We start from the raw sequence: 14,880 nt of genomic DNA on the forward strand, positions 1-14,880 counted from the left end.
TTTGCAAGCCCGAACGATGGCTGATGCAACGCTCCTTCGAGTTCACTGAGGAGTGTTCATGCTAACCCAGGAAGAGGATCAGCAGCTTGTCGAGCGCGTGCAGCGCGGTGACAGGCGAGCGTTCGATCTGTTGGTGCTGAAGTATCAGCACAAGATTCTCGGGTTGATCGTGCGGTTCGTTCACGATACCCACGAGGCCCAGGATGTAGCGCAGGAAGCCTTTATCAAGGCCTACCGTGCGCTTGGCAATTTCCGCGGTGACAGTGCGTTTTATACCTGGCTGTACCGCATCGCCATCAATACGGCGAAGAACTATCTGGTGTCCCGTGGAAGACGGCCGCCAGACAGCGATGTGAGCTCCGAGGATGCGGAGTTTTACGACGGCGATCATGGCCTCAAGGATCTCGAGTCCCCAGAACGCTCCCTGTTGCGGGATGAAATCGAAGGCACAGTCCATCGCACCATCCAGCAACTGCCTGAAGATTTGCGCACGGCTCTGACCCTGCGTGAGTTCGACGGGTTGAGTTACGAAGACATTGCCAGTGTCATGCAATGTCCGGTGGGTACCGTGCGCTCTCGAATCTTCCGCGCTCGGGAGGCCATAGACAAAGCCCTGCAGCCCTTGTTGCAGGAAACCTGAGACAGCGGCGACAGCCAAGAGAGGAACCGCCATGAGTCGTGAAGCTTTGCAGGAATCGCTGTCCGCGGTAATGGATAACGAAGCGGACGAACTGGAATTGCGACGGGTGCTGAGCGCCGTCGACGATGCCGAAACCCGTGCCACCTGGTCGCGTTACCAGGTAGCCCGCGCAGCGATGCACAAGGAGCTGTTGCTGCCGAAACTGGATATCGCCTCGGCGGTGTCTGCCGCCCTGGCTGACGAAGCCGTACCGGCCAAAGTCAAGCAAAGCCCATGGCGCAGCATTGGCCGCCTGGCCGTTGCCGCCTCGGTTACCGTTGCTGTGCTGGCTGGCGTACGCATGTACAACCAGGACGAGATCACCGGCGCCGAGCTGGCTTCGCAGCAACCTGCCCAGCAAGGCCTGAGCATGCCACAAACTCAGGGCCCGGCTGTTTTGGCAGGCTATAGTGAAGGCAGTGAGCAACCGACCGGGCCGATGGCCAATGGCGTGCTGCAGAACCAGGCCGGCTGGGATCAGCGTCTGCCGGGGTATCTGCGCCAGCACGCGCAGGAATCCGCGCTCAAGGGTACTGAAACTGCCCTGCCGTATGCCCGCGCCGCCAGCCTGGAAAACCGCTAAGTAAGGAGGATCATGCGCGCGCTACCTCTCCTGTCACTGCTTGTAGGCAGTTGCATGACGGTGCCGGCGTTGGCAGCCAATTCGTCGCCCCAGGCAAGCGAATGGTTGAACAAGCTGGCACAGGCCGAACAAAGGCAGAGTTATCAGGGCTCCTTCGTTTACGAACGAAACGGCAGCTTTTCCTCCCACGACATTTGGCATCGGGTTCAGGACGGCAAGGTCAGCGAGCGATTGCTCCAGCTTGACGGTGCCGCCCAGGAAATCGTGCGGGTGGACGGCAAGGTGCAATGCGTCAGTGGTGCATTGGCCAGTGGCGTGAGCAACTTGCCCGATGCCGCGCCGCGCATGCTCGACCCCCTCAAACTGATGAGCTGGTACGATTTGGCTGTAGCGGGCAAGGCACGGGTCGCCGGGCGCGACGCGGTCATTGTCACGCTTACTCCGCGCGACCAGCACCGCTACGCATTTGAAATGCACCTGGACAGCAAAACCGGCCTGCCGCTACGCTCGTTGATGCTCAACGACAAGGGGCAGTTGCTCGAGCGCTTCCAGATGACGCGCCTTGATACCGATGACCTGCCTACCGATGCCGATTTGAAGGCCAGTGCCGCCTGCAAACCGGTAGAGCGTGTGGCCCGCCCCAAGACCGAAGCCGTTGCAGGCTGGCGCTCGGACTGGCTGCCACCGGGTTTCGAGCTGATCAACAGTACCGTACGGCGTGACCCTTCTGGCGATAGCACCATCAGCAGCCTCATGTATGACGATGGCCTGGCACGCTTCTCGGTGTTTCTGGAGCTGGTCACGGAAGATGCCAGCGCTGATGTGCGTACTCAGCTAGGCCCTACTTCGGCCGTTTCACGTCGCCTTAACACGCCCAAGGGTAAGGTGATGGTCACTGTGGTCGGCGAAATTCCATTAGGTACTGCAGAACGCGTCGCATTGTCGATGCGCCCACAGGATGCTCAGGCGCGTCAGTAATGGCGCCCTTTTTCGGCTCATGCCAAGGCGCACGGACATGCGGCTGAAATGAAATTAAAGCATTGTCATTTGCAATCCATCTGTAAATTTTCTATAGGTCAGGCTTCTTGGAGTCTGGCCTTTCCTGCTTTTGCAGGCGGTCTTACGCTAACTACGCTCGTTGTGACGGGAGCCGTATGTCAATACCACGCTTGAAATCCTACCTATCGATGTTCGCCGCCGTGCTGATGCTTGGCCAGGTGCTGACCGCCCAGGCCGAGGAGGCCCTGCCGGACTTCACCACCTTGGTCGAGCAGGCCTCGCCGGCCGTCGTCAACATCAGTACCAAGCAAAAGCTGCCTGACCGCCGTGTCGCTGCCGGTCAGATGCCGGACCTCGAAGGCTTGCCGCCGATGTTCCGCGAGTTCTTCGAGCGCAACATGCCGCAACAGCCGCGTTCGCCCCGCGGTGACCGCCAGCGCGAGGCCCAGTCGCTGGGCTCAGGCTTCATCATTTCCAGTGACGGTTATGTGCTGACCAACAATCACGTGGTTGCCGATGCCGACGAGATCATCGTCCGTCTGTCCGATCGCAGCGAGCTGCAGGCCAAACTGGTCGGCACCGACCCGCGCACCGATGTGGCCCTGCTCAAGGTCGACGGCAAGAACCTGCCCACCGTCAAACTGGGCGACTCCGAGAAGCTCAAGGTAGGTGAGTGGGTGCTGGCCATCGGTTCGCCGTTCGGTTTCGATCATTCGGTGACCAAAGGGATCGTCAGCGCCAAAGGCCGCACCCTGCCCAATGACACCTACGTGCCCTTCATTCAGACCGACGTGGCCATCAACCCAGGCAACTCCGGCGGGCCGCTGTTCAACATGAATGGCGAAGTAGTGGGTATCAACTCGCAGATCTTCACCCGTTCGGGCGGTTTCATGGGCCTGTCGTTCGCCATCCCGATCGATGTCGCGATCGATGTCTCCAACCAGTTGAAGAAGGACGGCAAGGTCAGCCGCGGCTGGCTGGGCGTGGTCATTCAGGAAGTCAACAAGGACCTGGCTGAATCCTTCGGCCTCGACAAGCCGGCCGGTGCCCTGGTGGCGCAGGTGCTTGAAGATGGCCCGGCAGCCAAGAGCGGCCTGCAGGTGGGCGACGTGATCCTGAGCATGAACGGCCAGCCGATCGTCATGTCGGCCGACCTGCCGCATCTGGTAGGCACCCTGAAGGCTGGCGCCAAGGCCAAGCTTGAGATCATCCGTAATGGCAAGCGCCAGAACCTGGATGTGACCATTGGTGCGATGCCTGATGACGATGCCGATATCGGTACTGGTACGGGTGCCGATGGCAGTGCAGAGCGCAGCAGCAACCGCCTGGGTGTTTCCGTCTCTGACCTGACCGCCGAGCAGAAGAAATCGCTGGAGCTCAAGGGTGGCGTCGTCATCAAAGAAGTCCAGGATGGCCCGGCAGCCATGATTGGCCTGCGTCCGGGTGACGTTATCAGCCACTTGAACAACCAGGCGATCGCCTCGGCCAAGCAGTTCACCGAAATTGCCAAGGACCTGCCGAAGAACCGTTCGGTATCCATGCGCGTGCTGCGCCAAGGCCGGGCGAGCTTCATCACCTTCAAGCTTGCTGAATAAGCCGGCTTGCCGGTTGCAAAGGGCAGCTTCGGCTGCCCTTTTTCATGAGAGTTCACAATTCTTGGCGGGAGTCAGCCTGTATCGTGCGTCAGAGGAATCTCCCATATCCCTGCTGGTTGAGGTACAATTCCCGGCTATTTTTCGGCGGGCGTCCGGCTCGCAGCCTTTTCGAGTGTTGACCCGTGAGTGATTTGAGTCATATCCGCAATTTCTCCATCATCGCCCACATCGACCATGGCAAGTCGACGCTGGCCGACCGTTTCATCCAGATGTGCGGTGGCCTGTCGGCACGCGAAATGGAAGCTCAGGTTCTGGATTCCATGGACCTGGAGCGCGAACGCGGGATCACCATCAAGGCCCACAGCGTCACGCTTCACTACAAGGCGCAGGACGGCAAGACCTACCAGCTGAACTTCATCGATACGCCCGGCCACGTCGACTTCACCTATGAAGTCTCGCGTTCGCTGGCGGCCTGCGAAGGTGCGCTGCTGGTGGTGGACGCCGGCCAGGGTGTCGAAGCCCAGTCGGTGGCCAACTGCTACACCGCCATCGAGCAGGGCCTTGAGGTCATGCCGGTCCTGAACAAGATGGACCTGCCTCAGGCCGACCCTGATCGGGTCAAGGACGAGATCGAGAAGATCATCGGCATCGATGCTACCGACGCGGTGGCGTGCAGTGCCAAGAGCGGCATGGGCGTCGACGAGGTGCTCGAGCGCCTGGTCCACACCATTCCCGCGCCTGTGGGCGAGATCGATGCCCCGCTGCAGGCGTTGATCATCGACTCCTGGTTCGACAACTACCTGGGCGTGGTTTCGTTGGTGCGCGTGCGTCAGGGCCGCGTCAAGAAGGGCGACAAGATCCTGGTCAAGTCCACCGGCAAGGTGCACCTGGTCGACAGCGTGGGTGTCTTCACCCCGAAACATACCCAGACCGCTGATCTGAAAGCCGGTGAAGTAGGCTTCATCATTGCCAGCATCAAGGACATCCATGGTGCGCCGGTCGGTGACACCCTGACCTTGTCCTCGACTCCCGAGGTCGAAATGCTGGCCGGTTTCAAGAAGATCCAGCCGCAGGTTTATGCCGGCCTGTTCCCGGTCAGCTCCGACGATTTCGAGGACTTCCGCGACGCCCTGCAGAAGCTGACCCTGAACGACTCGTCGCTGCAATACATGCCCGAAAGCTCCGATGCACTGGGCTTCGGCTTCCGTTGCGGCTTCCTGGGCATGCTGCACATGGAGATCATCCAGGAGCGCCTGGAGCGCGAATACGACCTGGACCTGATCACCACGGCTCCGAGCGTGATCTACGAGCTGGAACTCAAGACCGGCGAAACCATCGTTGTCGACAACCCGTCGAAGCTGCCTGATGTTTCGGCTGTCACGGACTTCCGCGAGCCGATCGTCACCGCGACCATCCTGGTGCCGCAGGAGCATCTGGGCAACGTCATCACCCTGTGCATCGAGAAGCGTGGCGTACAGCGCGACATGCAGTTCCTCGGCAGCCAGGTGCAGGTGCGTTATGACATGCCGATGAACGAAGTGGTGCTGGACTTCTTCGACCGCCTGAAGTCGACCAGCCGCGGCTATGCTTCGCTGGACTATCATTTCGATCGCTACCAGTCGGCCAACCTGGTCAAGCTGGATGTACTGATCAACGGCGACAAGGTCGATGCCCTGGCATTGATCGTGCACCGCGACAACGCGGCCTATAAAGGCCGTGCGTTGACCGAGAAGATGAAGGAACTGATCCCTCGGCAGATGTTCGATGTGGCGATCCAGGCAGCCATTGGCGGCCAGATCATCGCGCGGACAACCGTCAAGGCGCTCAGAAAGAACGTACTGGCCAAGTGCTACGGTGGTGACGTCAGCCGTAAGAAAAAGCTGCTGGAGAAGCAGAAGGCCGGTAAGAAACGCATGAAACAGGTGGGCAACGTGGAGATTCCACAAGAAGCCTTCCTCGCCGTGCTCAGGTTGGATAGCTAGGTCCTATGTCGCTAAATTTCCCGCTGTTGCTAGTCATCGCCGTAGCCGTTTGCGGTCTGTTGGGCTTGATCGACCTGCTGTTCCTGGCCCCGCGCCGGCGGGCGGCTGTCGCCAACTACCAGGGTAGCGTCACCCAGCCAGAAATGGCCGTGGTCGAGCGCCTGAACAAGGAACCGCTGCTGGTCGAGTACGGCAAGTCGTTCTTCCCGGTGCTGTTCATCGTACTGGTGCTGCGCTCGTTCCTGGTAGAGCCGTTCCAGATCCCCTCGGGGTCGATGAAACCGACCCTGGAAGTGGGCGATTTCATCCTGGTGAACAAGTTCTCGTACGGCATTCGCCTGCCGGTGATCGACAAGAAGGTCATCGAGGTGGGTGACCCGCAACGCGGTGATGTGATGGTGTTCCGCTACCCAAGCGACCCGAACGTCAACTACATCAAGCGTGTGGTGGGCCTGCCAGGTGACCAGATCCGCTATACCAGCGACAAGCGGTTGTTCGTCAATGGCCAGCCCATTGCCGAGCAATTGGTCGGTGCCGAGCCCGGCACCCTGGGCAGCGCCGAGCTGTACAAGGAAAAGCTGGGCGAAGCCGAGCACCTGATCCGCAAGGAAATGACCCGTTATCGCATGCCGCCGGACCAGCAGTGGACCGTGCCGGCCGGCCATTACTTCATGATGGGCGACAACCGCGACAACTCCAACGACAGCCGTTACTGGGATGACCCGAACATTCCCAAGGAACTGCACGGCATGGTTCCGGACCGGAACATCGTCGGCAAGGCCTTCGCGGTCTGGATGAGCTGGCCAGAGCCCAAGCTCAGCCACTTGCCCAACCTGTCGCGGGTCGGCCTGATCCATTGATACCCTTCGGCGCTGTCCAGCAGACAGCGCCGAATGCATTTCTGACATAGGCTGTGTTCTCAGGGATCGAGAGATTCGTCGCTCGCCGCGACGGGCCACAGCCAAACAGTCTTTCAGGATGTTGATTTGAACAACGCGTTGAACAACCAACGGGTGGCTGCATGAGTGCTTCCCTTGCCCGTCTCGAGCGCAAGCTCGGTTACACCTTCAAAGACCAGGACCAGATGGTGCTGGCCCTGACCCATCGCAGCTACGCCGGGCGCAACAATGAGCGCCTGGAGTTTCTCGGCGATGCCATTCTGAACTTCGTGGCCGGCGAGGCGCTGTTCGAGCGCTTCCCGCAGGCCCGCGAAGGCCAGCTGTCGCGCTTGCGTGCGCGCTTGGTCAAGGGCGAGACCCTGGCCCGGCTGGCCCGCGGTTTCGACCTGGGTGAGTACCTGCGCCTGGGCTCCGGTGAGCTCAAGAGCGGCGGTTTCCGCCGCGAGTCGATCCTGGCCGATGCCCTCGAAGCCCTGATCGGCGCCATCTACCTTGATGCCGACATGCAGACCGCCCGCGAGCGCGTGCTGGCCTGGCTGACCGACGAGTTCGAAAGCCTGACCCTTGTCGACACCAACAAAGACCCGAAAACCCGCCTGCAGGAGTTTCTGCAGTCGCGTAGCTGTGAGCTGCCTCGCTACGAGGTGGTGGACATCCAGGGCGAACCGCACTGCCGTACCTTCTTCGTCGAATGCGAAGTGGTGCTGCTGAACAACAAGAGCCGTGGCCAGGGCGTGAGCCGGCGTATTGCCGAGCAAGTCGCCGCCGCCGCCGCATTGATCGCCCTGGGCGTGGAGAATGGCAATGACTGAGAACAATCCGACCCGCTGCGGTTACGTGGCCATCGTCGGCCGCCCCAACGTGGGCAAGTCGACCTTGCTCAACCATATCCTCGGCCAGAAGCTGGCGATCACCTCGCGCAAGCCACAGACTACCCGCCACAACATGCTCGGCATCAAGACCGAGGGTGATGTGCAGGCCATCTACGTCGACACCCCCGGCATGCACAAGGCCAACGACAAGGCCTTGAACCGCTACATGAACCGCAATGCCTCGGCGGCCCTGAAGGACGTCGATGTGGTGATTTTCGTGGTCGACCGTACGCGCTGGACCGATGAGGACCAACTGGTGCTCGAACGCGTTCAGTACGTGACCGGCCCGCTGATCATTGCAGTCAACAAAACCGACCGCATGGACGAAAAAGCCGAGCTGATCCCGCACCTGCAGTGGCTGCAGGAGCAACTGCCCAATGCCGAGGTCGTACCCATCTCTGCCCAGCAGGGGCACAATCTGGACGCGCTCGAGGCGCTGATTGCCAAGCACCTGCCGGAGAATGATCACTTCTTCCCGGAAGACCAGATCACCGACCGCAGCAGCCGCTTCCTGGCCGCTGAACTGGTGCGCGAGAAAATCATGCGCCAGCTGGGTGCGGAATTGCCGTACCAGATCACCGTGGAGATCGAGGAGTTCAAGCAGCAGGGCCATGTGCTGCACATCCATGCGTTGATCCTGGTGGAGCGTGACGGCCAGAAGAAGATCATCATTGGCGACAGGGGCGAGCGCATCAAGCGCATTGGCTCCGACGCGCGCAAGGACATGGAAACCCTGTTCGACGCCAAGGTCATGCTCAACCTCTGGGTCAAGGTCAAAGGCGGCTGGTCCGATGACGAGCGTGCACTGCGCTCGCTGGGCTACGGCGACCTGTAACCCCTCCAGCGGCCCGGATCTCTCCGGGCCGCTCTGCTTTCAGGCCACACTTCATGGAACAACCTGTCGGCCAGCCGGCCTACGTGCTGCACAGCCGTGCCTACAAGGAAACCAGCGCGCTGGTGGACTTCTTCACGCCGCAGGGGCGCGTGCGCGCGGTGTTGCGCCGTGCAAGGGGCAAGGGTGGCAGCCTGGTGCGGCCGTTCGTGCCGCTGGAAGTGGAACTGCGCGGCCGCAGTGAGCTAAAAAACGTCGGGCGCCTGGACAGCATGGGCATCGCGGCCTGGCTGCACGGCGACGCACTGTTCAGCGGCCTCTACCTCAATGAACTGCTGATGCGCCTGCTACCTGCCGAGGCACCACAACCGGAATTGTTCGAGCACTACGCCCTGACCTTGCAGGCCCTGGCCGCCGGGCGCCCGCTGGAGCCACTGCTGCGCTCCTTCGAATGGCGCCTGCTGGAAGACCTGGGTTACGCCTTTGCGCTTGACCACGACGTCAGCGACGAGCCGATCGAGGCCGACGGGCTGTACCGCTTGCAGGTCGATGCCGGCCTTGAACGCGTTTACCTGGTTCAGCCTGGCTTGTTCAATGGCGCCGAGCTGTTGGCCCTCGCCCAGGCCGACTGGGATGCACCTGGTGCGCTGCTCGCGGCCAAGCGCCTGATGCGTCAGGCGTTGGCGGTCCATCTGGGGCCAAAACCGCTGGTCAGCCGGGAACTGTTTCGCAAGCGCTGAGCTCGTCGTATGCTGTGGGGCTAAATCTTCAGGAGAGCCTTTCGTGACTCACAGCAACCGCATGCTTCTCGGCGTCAACATCGACCACGTGGCTACCTTGCGCCAGGCCCGCGGCACACGCTATCCGGACCCGGTCAAGGCTGCGCTGGATGCCGAGGAAGCAGGCGCCGATGGCATCACCGTGCACTTGCGCGAAGACCGCCGGCACATCCAGGAGCGCGATGTGGTGCTGCTCAAGGACGTGCTGCAAACCCGCATGAACTTCGAGATGGGCGTCACTGAAGAGATGATGGTGTTCGCCGAAAACATTCGCCCGGCGCATATCTGTCTGGTACCTGAAACACGCCAGGAGCTGACCACCGAGGGCGGCCTCGATGTGGCTGGGCAGGAGGCACGCATCAAGGCTGCGGTAGAGCGCCTGTCGCGCACTGGCGCCGAAGTGTCGCTGTTCATCGACGCCGACGAGCGGCAGATCGAAGCCTCGCGCCGTGTGGGTGCCCCGGCCATCGAGCTGCATACCGGTCGTTATGCCGATGCCCAGACGCCGACTGAGGTGGCTGAGGAGCTCAAACGGATCGTCGACGGCGTCGCTTTTGGCGTCGGTCAGGGGCTGATCGTCAATGCCGGGCATGGCCTGCATTACCACAATGTCGAGGCGGTGGCGGCAATCAAGGGCATCAATGAATTGAACATTGGCCACGCTTTGGTGGCCCATGCACTGTTCGTAGGTTTCAAGGCGGCGGTGGCAGAGATGAAGGCGCTGATCGTCGCAGCTTCGCGCTGATCATCTGCGCTGCGTTATGCAGGCGGCCCATCGCCGGCAAGCCGGCCCCCACAGGTACAGCGCAGGCCTCAAGAGCTGCGCTGTACCTGTGGGGCCTTTTCATTTGCGCGCCAACAGCGTGGCGCGGCGTGGGGCGGGCAACCCCTCGATGGTCTTGCTATGGTCGTTCGGGTCGAGGAAGTCTCCCAGCGACTGGTAGCGCATCCATTCGGTGCTGCGCTGCTCCTCGACGCTGGTCACACTGACATCCACGCAGCGCACATCGCTGAAACCCGCACGGCGCAACCAGCGCTCCAGCGCCGGGACCGACGGCAGATACCAGACATTGCGCATCTGCGCGTAGCGGTCTTCAGGCACCAGTACCTGCTGCTCGTCGCCCTCGACCACTAGCGTCTCCAGTACCAGCTCACCCCCTTTGACCAGGCAGTCCTTGAGCGCCAGCAGGTGCTCGATGGGGGAGCGGCGATGGTAGAACACCCCCATGGAAAACACCGTGTCGAAACCTTCCAGGCTGGCTGGCAGTTCCTCCAGCGCAAACGGCAGGTGCCAGGCCGGCAAGCCGGGCAGGTACCGCTGCACGGCCTGGAACTGGCAGAAGAACAGCCAGTTGGGGTCAACCCCGATGACCATGTCGGCGCCTGCACCGAGCATGCGCCATTGGTAATAGCCGTTGCCGCAACCGACATCGAGCACACGCTTGCCCTGCAGGTCCAGGTGCGGTGCCACGCGCGACCACTTCCAGTCCGAGCGCCACTCAGTGTCGACATGCACGCCGAACAGGTCGAACGGCCCTTTGCGCCAGGGCGACAGGCCCATCAGGGCCTGGCGCATCTGCGCGCGGGTGGCGTCGTCGCAGTCACAGTCCAGACGCAGGCCGTCGGCCAGGTCGATTTCGCTTGGCTGCAGTGCCGGCAGGGCGTCCAGCGCACCGCGCCAGCGCTCGAGGTCGCCGTGGCCTTTCTCCAGCTTGGCTTGAAGTTGTGCTTGCAGGCCTTGCGACCATAAAGCCAGTGGGGTGCCCGCCAGGCGGCGGACGAGGGGGGACAGATCGATCATGGCAGGGCTATCAGCGAGGCGAAATTAAGGCATTGGAACCAAGGCACCACCTTGCTGAAGCCCGCCGCGCGCAGGCGCTCGGTGTGGGTGTGCAGGGTGTCGGGTTTCATCACGTTCTCGATGGCGCTGCGCTTCTGGGCGATTTCCAGTTCGCTGTAGCCATTGGCACGCTTGAAGTCCAGGTGCAGTTCATTGAGTAGGGTCTGCTCCTGGTCATCGGCGAAATGCAGTTTCTCCGAGAGGATCAGCGCGCCACCGGGCAGCAATGCCTGACGGATGCGGCCGAGCAACGCCAGGCGCTGTTCAGGGGCGATGAACTGCAGGGTGAAGTTCATCGCCACCACCGAGGCAGGCTCGAAGGGCAGGGCCAGGATGTCGGCGTCCAGTACCTGAACCGGCAGCAGTTCCTGGAACATCGAGTCCTGCGCGGTGAGGTACTGGCGGCAACGTTCGACCATGGCCGCGGAGTTGTCCACCGCGATCACCCGGCAGCCCTCGCTGCGCACATGGCGGCGCAGCGACTGGGTAACGGCGCCAAGGGACGCGCCGAGGTCATACAGGGCGGTATCGGGCTGGGCGAAGCGCGCCGCGAGCACACCAAGGTTCTCGACGATGGTCGGGTAACCGGGCACCGAGCGCTTGATCATGTCCGGGAACACGCGCACCACGTCTTCGTTGAACACGAAGTCGGGAACTTGCTCCAGAGGCTGGGCGAAAAGGCGGTCGGGTTGTTTGCTCACGGTGAATCCAGGCGGCTGACAATTGGCAGGGCCGGCATTCTAGCCAAACCGCGCCAAGGATGCATGGTCGGCTGACCAGCGCTGTGCGTTCAGTTGACCTGCACCGCGCAGTCGAAGGTCTGTACAGGCCGAACTTCCGGGGCCCAGGGCTGCTGGTAGACCAGCACCAGATGGCCTTCGCCTGCGGCACGGGCTTCGAAGCGCCAGGTGGAAATGCCCGCGCTGCCGACGATGCCGGCTTCCTCGGGGGCGCTGTAGACCTCGGGGCCGAGGCTGCGCAAGATGTTCGAGGCCGGGTTCTGCACCAGCCAGCGGTAGCCGGTGGAGGGGTTGCTGGGCAGGGTCAGGGTGAGCGCCTGGCCGACCTGCATGCGCTTGGGGCATTCGCTCTCAGCGTCCAGTTCGACGGTTTGCCTGGGCTGCTGGGCGCAGGCGGTAAGCAGGACGAGGCTCAGGGGAACGAGCAGACGAGGGACAGTCATGGTAGCTCCAGAGGCTGGCGAAGGCCTGAGGATAACCGATGATAGATGGGTTTTGTGCTATCAGTGCCGCCCTCATCGCCGGCTTGCCGGCGATGAGGGCGTTGCGGGTCAGAACAGCACTTTAGCCACGTCGGCAAAGCGCTTGGCAAAGTGCACGGTCAGCCCTTCACGCAAGTACTCAGGCAATTCTTCGAAGTCCCCGCGGTTGGGCTCGGGCAGGATGAGTTCGAAAATCTTCTGCCGCCGCGCTGCGATGACCTTCTCGCGCACACCACCAATCGGCAGTACCTGGCCGGTGAGGGTCAGCTCGCCGGTCATGGCCACCCCTTTTTTCGGTGCCTGGTCACGGGCCAGCGACAGCAGTGCGCTGGCCATGGTGATACCGGCGCTCGGCCCATCCTTGGGCGTGGCGCCTTCTGGCACGTGCAGGTGAATGAAGGCTTCGTTGAAGAAAGCCGGATCACCACCAAATTGCTTGAGGTTGGAGCTGACGTAGCTGTAGGCGATCTCGGCAGATTCCTTCATCACGTCACCCAGCTTGCCGGTGAGCTTGAAGCCGCGATTGAGCGTGTGGATGCGGGTTGCCTCGATCGGCAATGTCGCGCCACCCATGCTGGTCCAGGCAAGGCCGGTAATCACGCCTTTGCCTGCCAGCACCTGTTCACTGCGGAACACGGGTATGCCGAGTGCGGCCTCCAGGTCCTTGGTGCCGATCTTGAGCTTGGCATCCGGGGCTTCGAGCAGCTTGACCACGGCCTTGCGCACCAGTTTGCCCAGCTGTTTTTCCAGCTGGCGTACGCCGGCTTCGCGGGCATAGCCCTCGATCACGGCGCGCAGGGCGCTATCGCTGATGGCCAGGCTGGTCTTGGCCACGCCGGCCTTTGCCAGCTGTTTGGGCCACAGGTGACGCTTGGCGATGGCCAGTTTCTCTTCGGTGATGTAGCCGGAGAGGCGGATCACTTCCATACGGTCGAGCAGAGGGCCGGGGATCGAGTCCAGCGTGTTGGCGGTACACACGAACAGCACCTTGGACAGGTCCAGGCGCAGGTCCAGGTAATGGTCGAGGAAGTCGACGTTCTGTTCGGGGTCCAGGGTTTCCAGCAGCGCCGAGGCCGGGTCGCCCTGGTAGCTCTGGCCCATCTTGTCGATTTCGTCGAGCATGATCACCGGGTTCATCACCTCGACATCCTTCAGCGCCTGCACCAGCTTGCCTGGTTGGGCGCCGATGTAGGTGCGCCGGTGCCCCTTGATCTCGGCCTCGTCGCGCATGCCGCCGACGCTGAACCGGTAGAACGGGCGCCCAAGCGATTCGGCGATGGACTTGCCGATGCTGGTCTTGCCCACGCCTGGCGGGCCCACCAGCAGCACGATCGAACCACTGATCTCGCCCTTCCAGGCGCCCACGGCGAGGAACTCCAGGATGCGTTCCTTGATGTCATCGAGGCCCGCGTGATGCTGGTCGAGCACCTTGCGCGCATGCTTGAGGTCGAGCTTGTCCTTGCCATATACACCCCAGGGCAGCGCACTGGCCCAATCCAGGTAGTTGCGGGTGACGGCGTATTCGGGGGAGCCGGTTTCAAGAATGGCCAGCTTGGCCATTTCTTCATCGATGCGCTTTTTTGCCTGCTCCGGCAGGGTCTTGCCTTGCAGGCGCTGTTGGAACTGTTCGAGGTCGGCACTGCGGTCGTCCTTGGTCAGGCCAAGCTCCTGCTGGATGACCTTGAGCTGTTCCTTGAGGAAGAATTCGCGCTGGTGCTCGCCGATCTGCCGGTTGACCTCGGCGGAAATCTCATTCTGCAGGCGCGCAACTTCGACCTCTTTGCGCAGCATCGGCAGGACCTTTTCCATACGCTTGAGCATGGGCACGCAATCGAGCACTTCCTGCAACTGGTTGCCGGTGGCCGAGGTAAGTGCGGCGGCAAAGTCGGTCAGTGGCGATGGGTCGTTGGGACTGAAGCGGTTGAGGTAGTTCTTCAGCTCCTCGCTGTACAGCGGGTTGAGCGGCAGCAGTTCCTTGATCGCATTGATCAGGGCCATGCCGTAGGCCTTGACCTCGTCGGTCGGCTCGCTTGGCTGGCGTGGGTATTCGACTTCGACCAGATAGGGCGGGCGATGGTGCTTGAGCCAGGTGCGGATGCGTACACGGGTCAGGCCCTGGGCGACGAACTGCAGCTTGCCGTTTTCGCGGCTGGCATGGTGCACCTTGACCAGGGTGCCGTACTCCGGCAAAGCCGCAGTGTCGAAATGGCGGTGGTCTTCGGGAGGGGTGTCCATGAAGAACAGGGCCAGGCAGTGGTCCGGTGTCTTGGCCACCAGGTCGAGGGTTTCGGCCCAAGGCTCTTCGTTGACGATGACCGGCAGTACTTGTGCTGGGAAGAACGGGCGGTTGTGGATCGGAATCACGTAGACCTTGTCCGGCAATTGCTGGCCGGGCAGGGCGAGGGCGTGGCCGGTTTGGGCCTGACCATCAAGGTGTTCGATTTCGCTGTTTTCGTCGGGTTGTTCCGGAAAATCCTGCTGGTCGCTCATGGGGCACCTGCGTGAATGGCTATGGTGCTTAGATGGGGCGCGGGGGAATGGGTTTCAAGCTTCAAGCTGCAAGCTTCAAGCCGCAAGAAAAAAGCGGGACCTCGCAGG

General features: G+C 61.8%; 14 protein-coding genes. 10 read left to right on the forward strand and 4 right to left on the reverse strand.

The genetic code is table 11. From position 1 onward, the window contains the following. Positions 1–58 precede the first annotated feature (58 nt). The 10 genes from rpoE to pdxJ all read left to right on the forward strand — a co-directional run bounded on the left by rpoE (position 59) and on the right by pdxJ (position 9,965). Complete coding sequence (gene rpoE / locus ACMGF5_RS14175) at positions 59–640, forward strand: RNA polymerase sigma factor RpoE (protein WP_003252049.1); 582 nt, start codon at positions 59–61, stop codon at positions 638–640. A gap of 31 nt (positions 641–671) precedes the next feature. Then, positions 672–1,262 carry a sigma-E factor negative regulatory protein gene (locus ACMGF5_RS14180; protein ID WP_115273695.1) on the forward strand — a complete coding sequence of 197 codons (591 nt, stop codon included), beginning with the start codon at positions 672–674 and terminating at the stop codon, positions 1,260–1,262. A gap of 12 nt (positions 1,263–1,274) precedes the next feature. Continuing rightward, positions 1,275–2,240: a MucB/RseB C-terminal domain-containing protein gene (locus tag ACMGF5_RS14185; RefSeq protein WP_115273696.1), complete on the forward strand. Its 966-nt coding sequence runs from the start codon at positions 1,275–1,277 to the stop codon at positions 2,238–2,240. 209 nt (positions 2,241–2,449) lie between these two features. Further along, positions 2,450–3,856: a DegQ family serine endoprotease gene (locus ACMGF5_RS14190; RefSeq protein ID WP_196998204.1), complete on the forward strand. Its 1,407-nt coding sequence runs from the start codon at positions 2,450–2,452 to the stop codon at positions 3,854–3,856. A 182-nt stretch (positions 3,857–4,038) separates the two neighbouring features. After that, positions 4,039–5,838 (forward strand): translation elongation factor 4, encoded by a 1,800-nt coding sequence (gene lepA, locus ACMGF5_RS14195; protein WP_046787795.1) that lies wholly within the window; start codon positions 4,039–4,041, stop codon positions 5,836–5,838. Positions 5,839–5,843: 5 nt separating this feature from the next. Further along, positions 5,844–6,698, forward strand: coding sequence for a signal peptidase I (gene lepB, locus ACMGF5_RS14200; protein WP_115273697.1), 855 nt, complete (start codon positions 5,844–5,846; stop codon positions 6,696–6,698). Between the two features lie 161 nt (positions 6,699–6,859). After that, complete coding sequence (gene rnc, locus ACMGF5_RS14205; RefSeq protein ID WP_012312992.1) at positions 6,860–7,549, forward strand: ribonuclease III; 690 nt, start codon at positions 6,860–6,862, stop codon at positions 7,547–7,549. Beyond that, the gene (era, locus tag ACMGF5_RS14210) at positions 7,542–8,444 is read left to right on the forward strand and encodes a GTPase Era (protein WP_414156888.1); all 903 of its coding nucleotides are present in this window, start codon (positions 7,542–7,544) and stop codon (positions 8,442–8,444) included. The genes rnc and era overlap by 8 nt, the downstream gene beginning before the upstream one ends. A 53-nt stretch (positions 8,445–8,497) precedes the next feature. Continuing rightward, entirely contained in the window at positions 8,498–9,181 is a 684-nt protein-coding gene (recO, locus tag ACMGF5_RS14215; protein WP_012312994.1) for a DNA repair protein RecO, read from the forward strand. Positions 9,182–9,242: 61 nt separating this feature from the next. Continuing rightward, a complete protein-coding gene (gene pdxJ / locus ACMGF5_RS14220; protein ID WP_217433418.1) occupies positions 9,243–9,965 on the forward strand; it encodes a pyridoxine 5'-phosphate synthase in 723 nt (240 codons plus the stop codon). Positions 9,966–10,064: 99 nt separating this feature from the next. Here pdxJ and cmoB read toward each other — a convergent pair whose 3' ends face one another. The 4 genes from cmoB to lon all read right to left on the reverse strand — a co-directional run bounded on the left by cmoB (position 10,065) and on the right by lon (position 14,772). Continuing rightward, positions 10,065–11,021, reverse strand: a complete 957-nt coding sequence (gene cmoB / locus ACMGF5_RS14225) for a tRNA 5-methoxyuridine(34)/uridine 5-oxyacetic acid(34) synthase CmoB (protein ID WP_046787790.1) — start codon at positions 11,019–11,021, stop codon at positions 10,065–10,067. After that, positions 11,018–11,761 carry a carboxy-S-adenosyl-L-methionine synthase CmoA gene (gene cmoA / locus ACMGF5_RS14230; protein WP_046787789.1) on the reverse strand — a complete coding sequence of 248 codons (744 nt, stop codon included), beginning with the start codon at positions 11,759–11,761 and terminating at the stop codon, positions 11,018–11,020. The genes cmoB and cmoA overlap by 4 nt, the downstream gene beginning before the upstream one ends. 89 nt (positions 11,762–11,850) lie before the next feature. After that, a complete protein-coding gene (locus ACMGF5_RS14235; protein WP_046787788.1) occupies positions 11,851–12,243 on the reverse strand; it encodes a protease inhibitor I42 family protein in 393 nt (130 codons plus the stop codon). A 108-nt stretch (positions 12,244–12,351) separates the two neighbouring features. Further along, positions 12,352–14,772: an endopeptidase La gene (gene lon / locus ACMGF5_RS14240; protein ID WP_046787787.1), complete on the reverse strand. Its 2,421-nt coding sequence runs from the start codon at positions 14,770–14,772 to the stop codon at positions 12,352–12,354. Positions 14,773–14,880 lie beyond the last annotated feature (108 nt).

The organism is Pseudomonas sp. BNK-15 (assembly GCF_047456105.1).
In the GTDB taxonomy this organism is placed as follows: Bacteria; Pseudomonadota; Gammaproteobacteria; order Pseudomonadales; family Pseudomonadaceae; genus Aquipseudomonas; species Aquipseudomonas putida_E.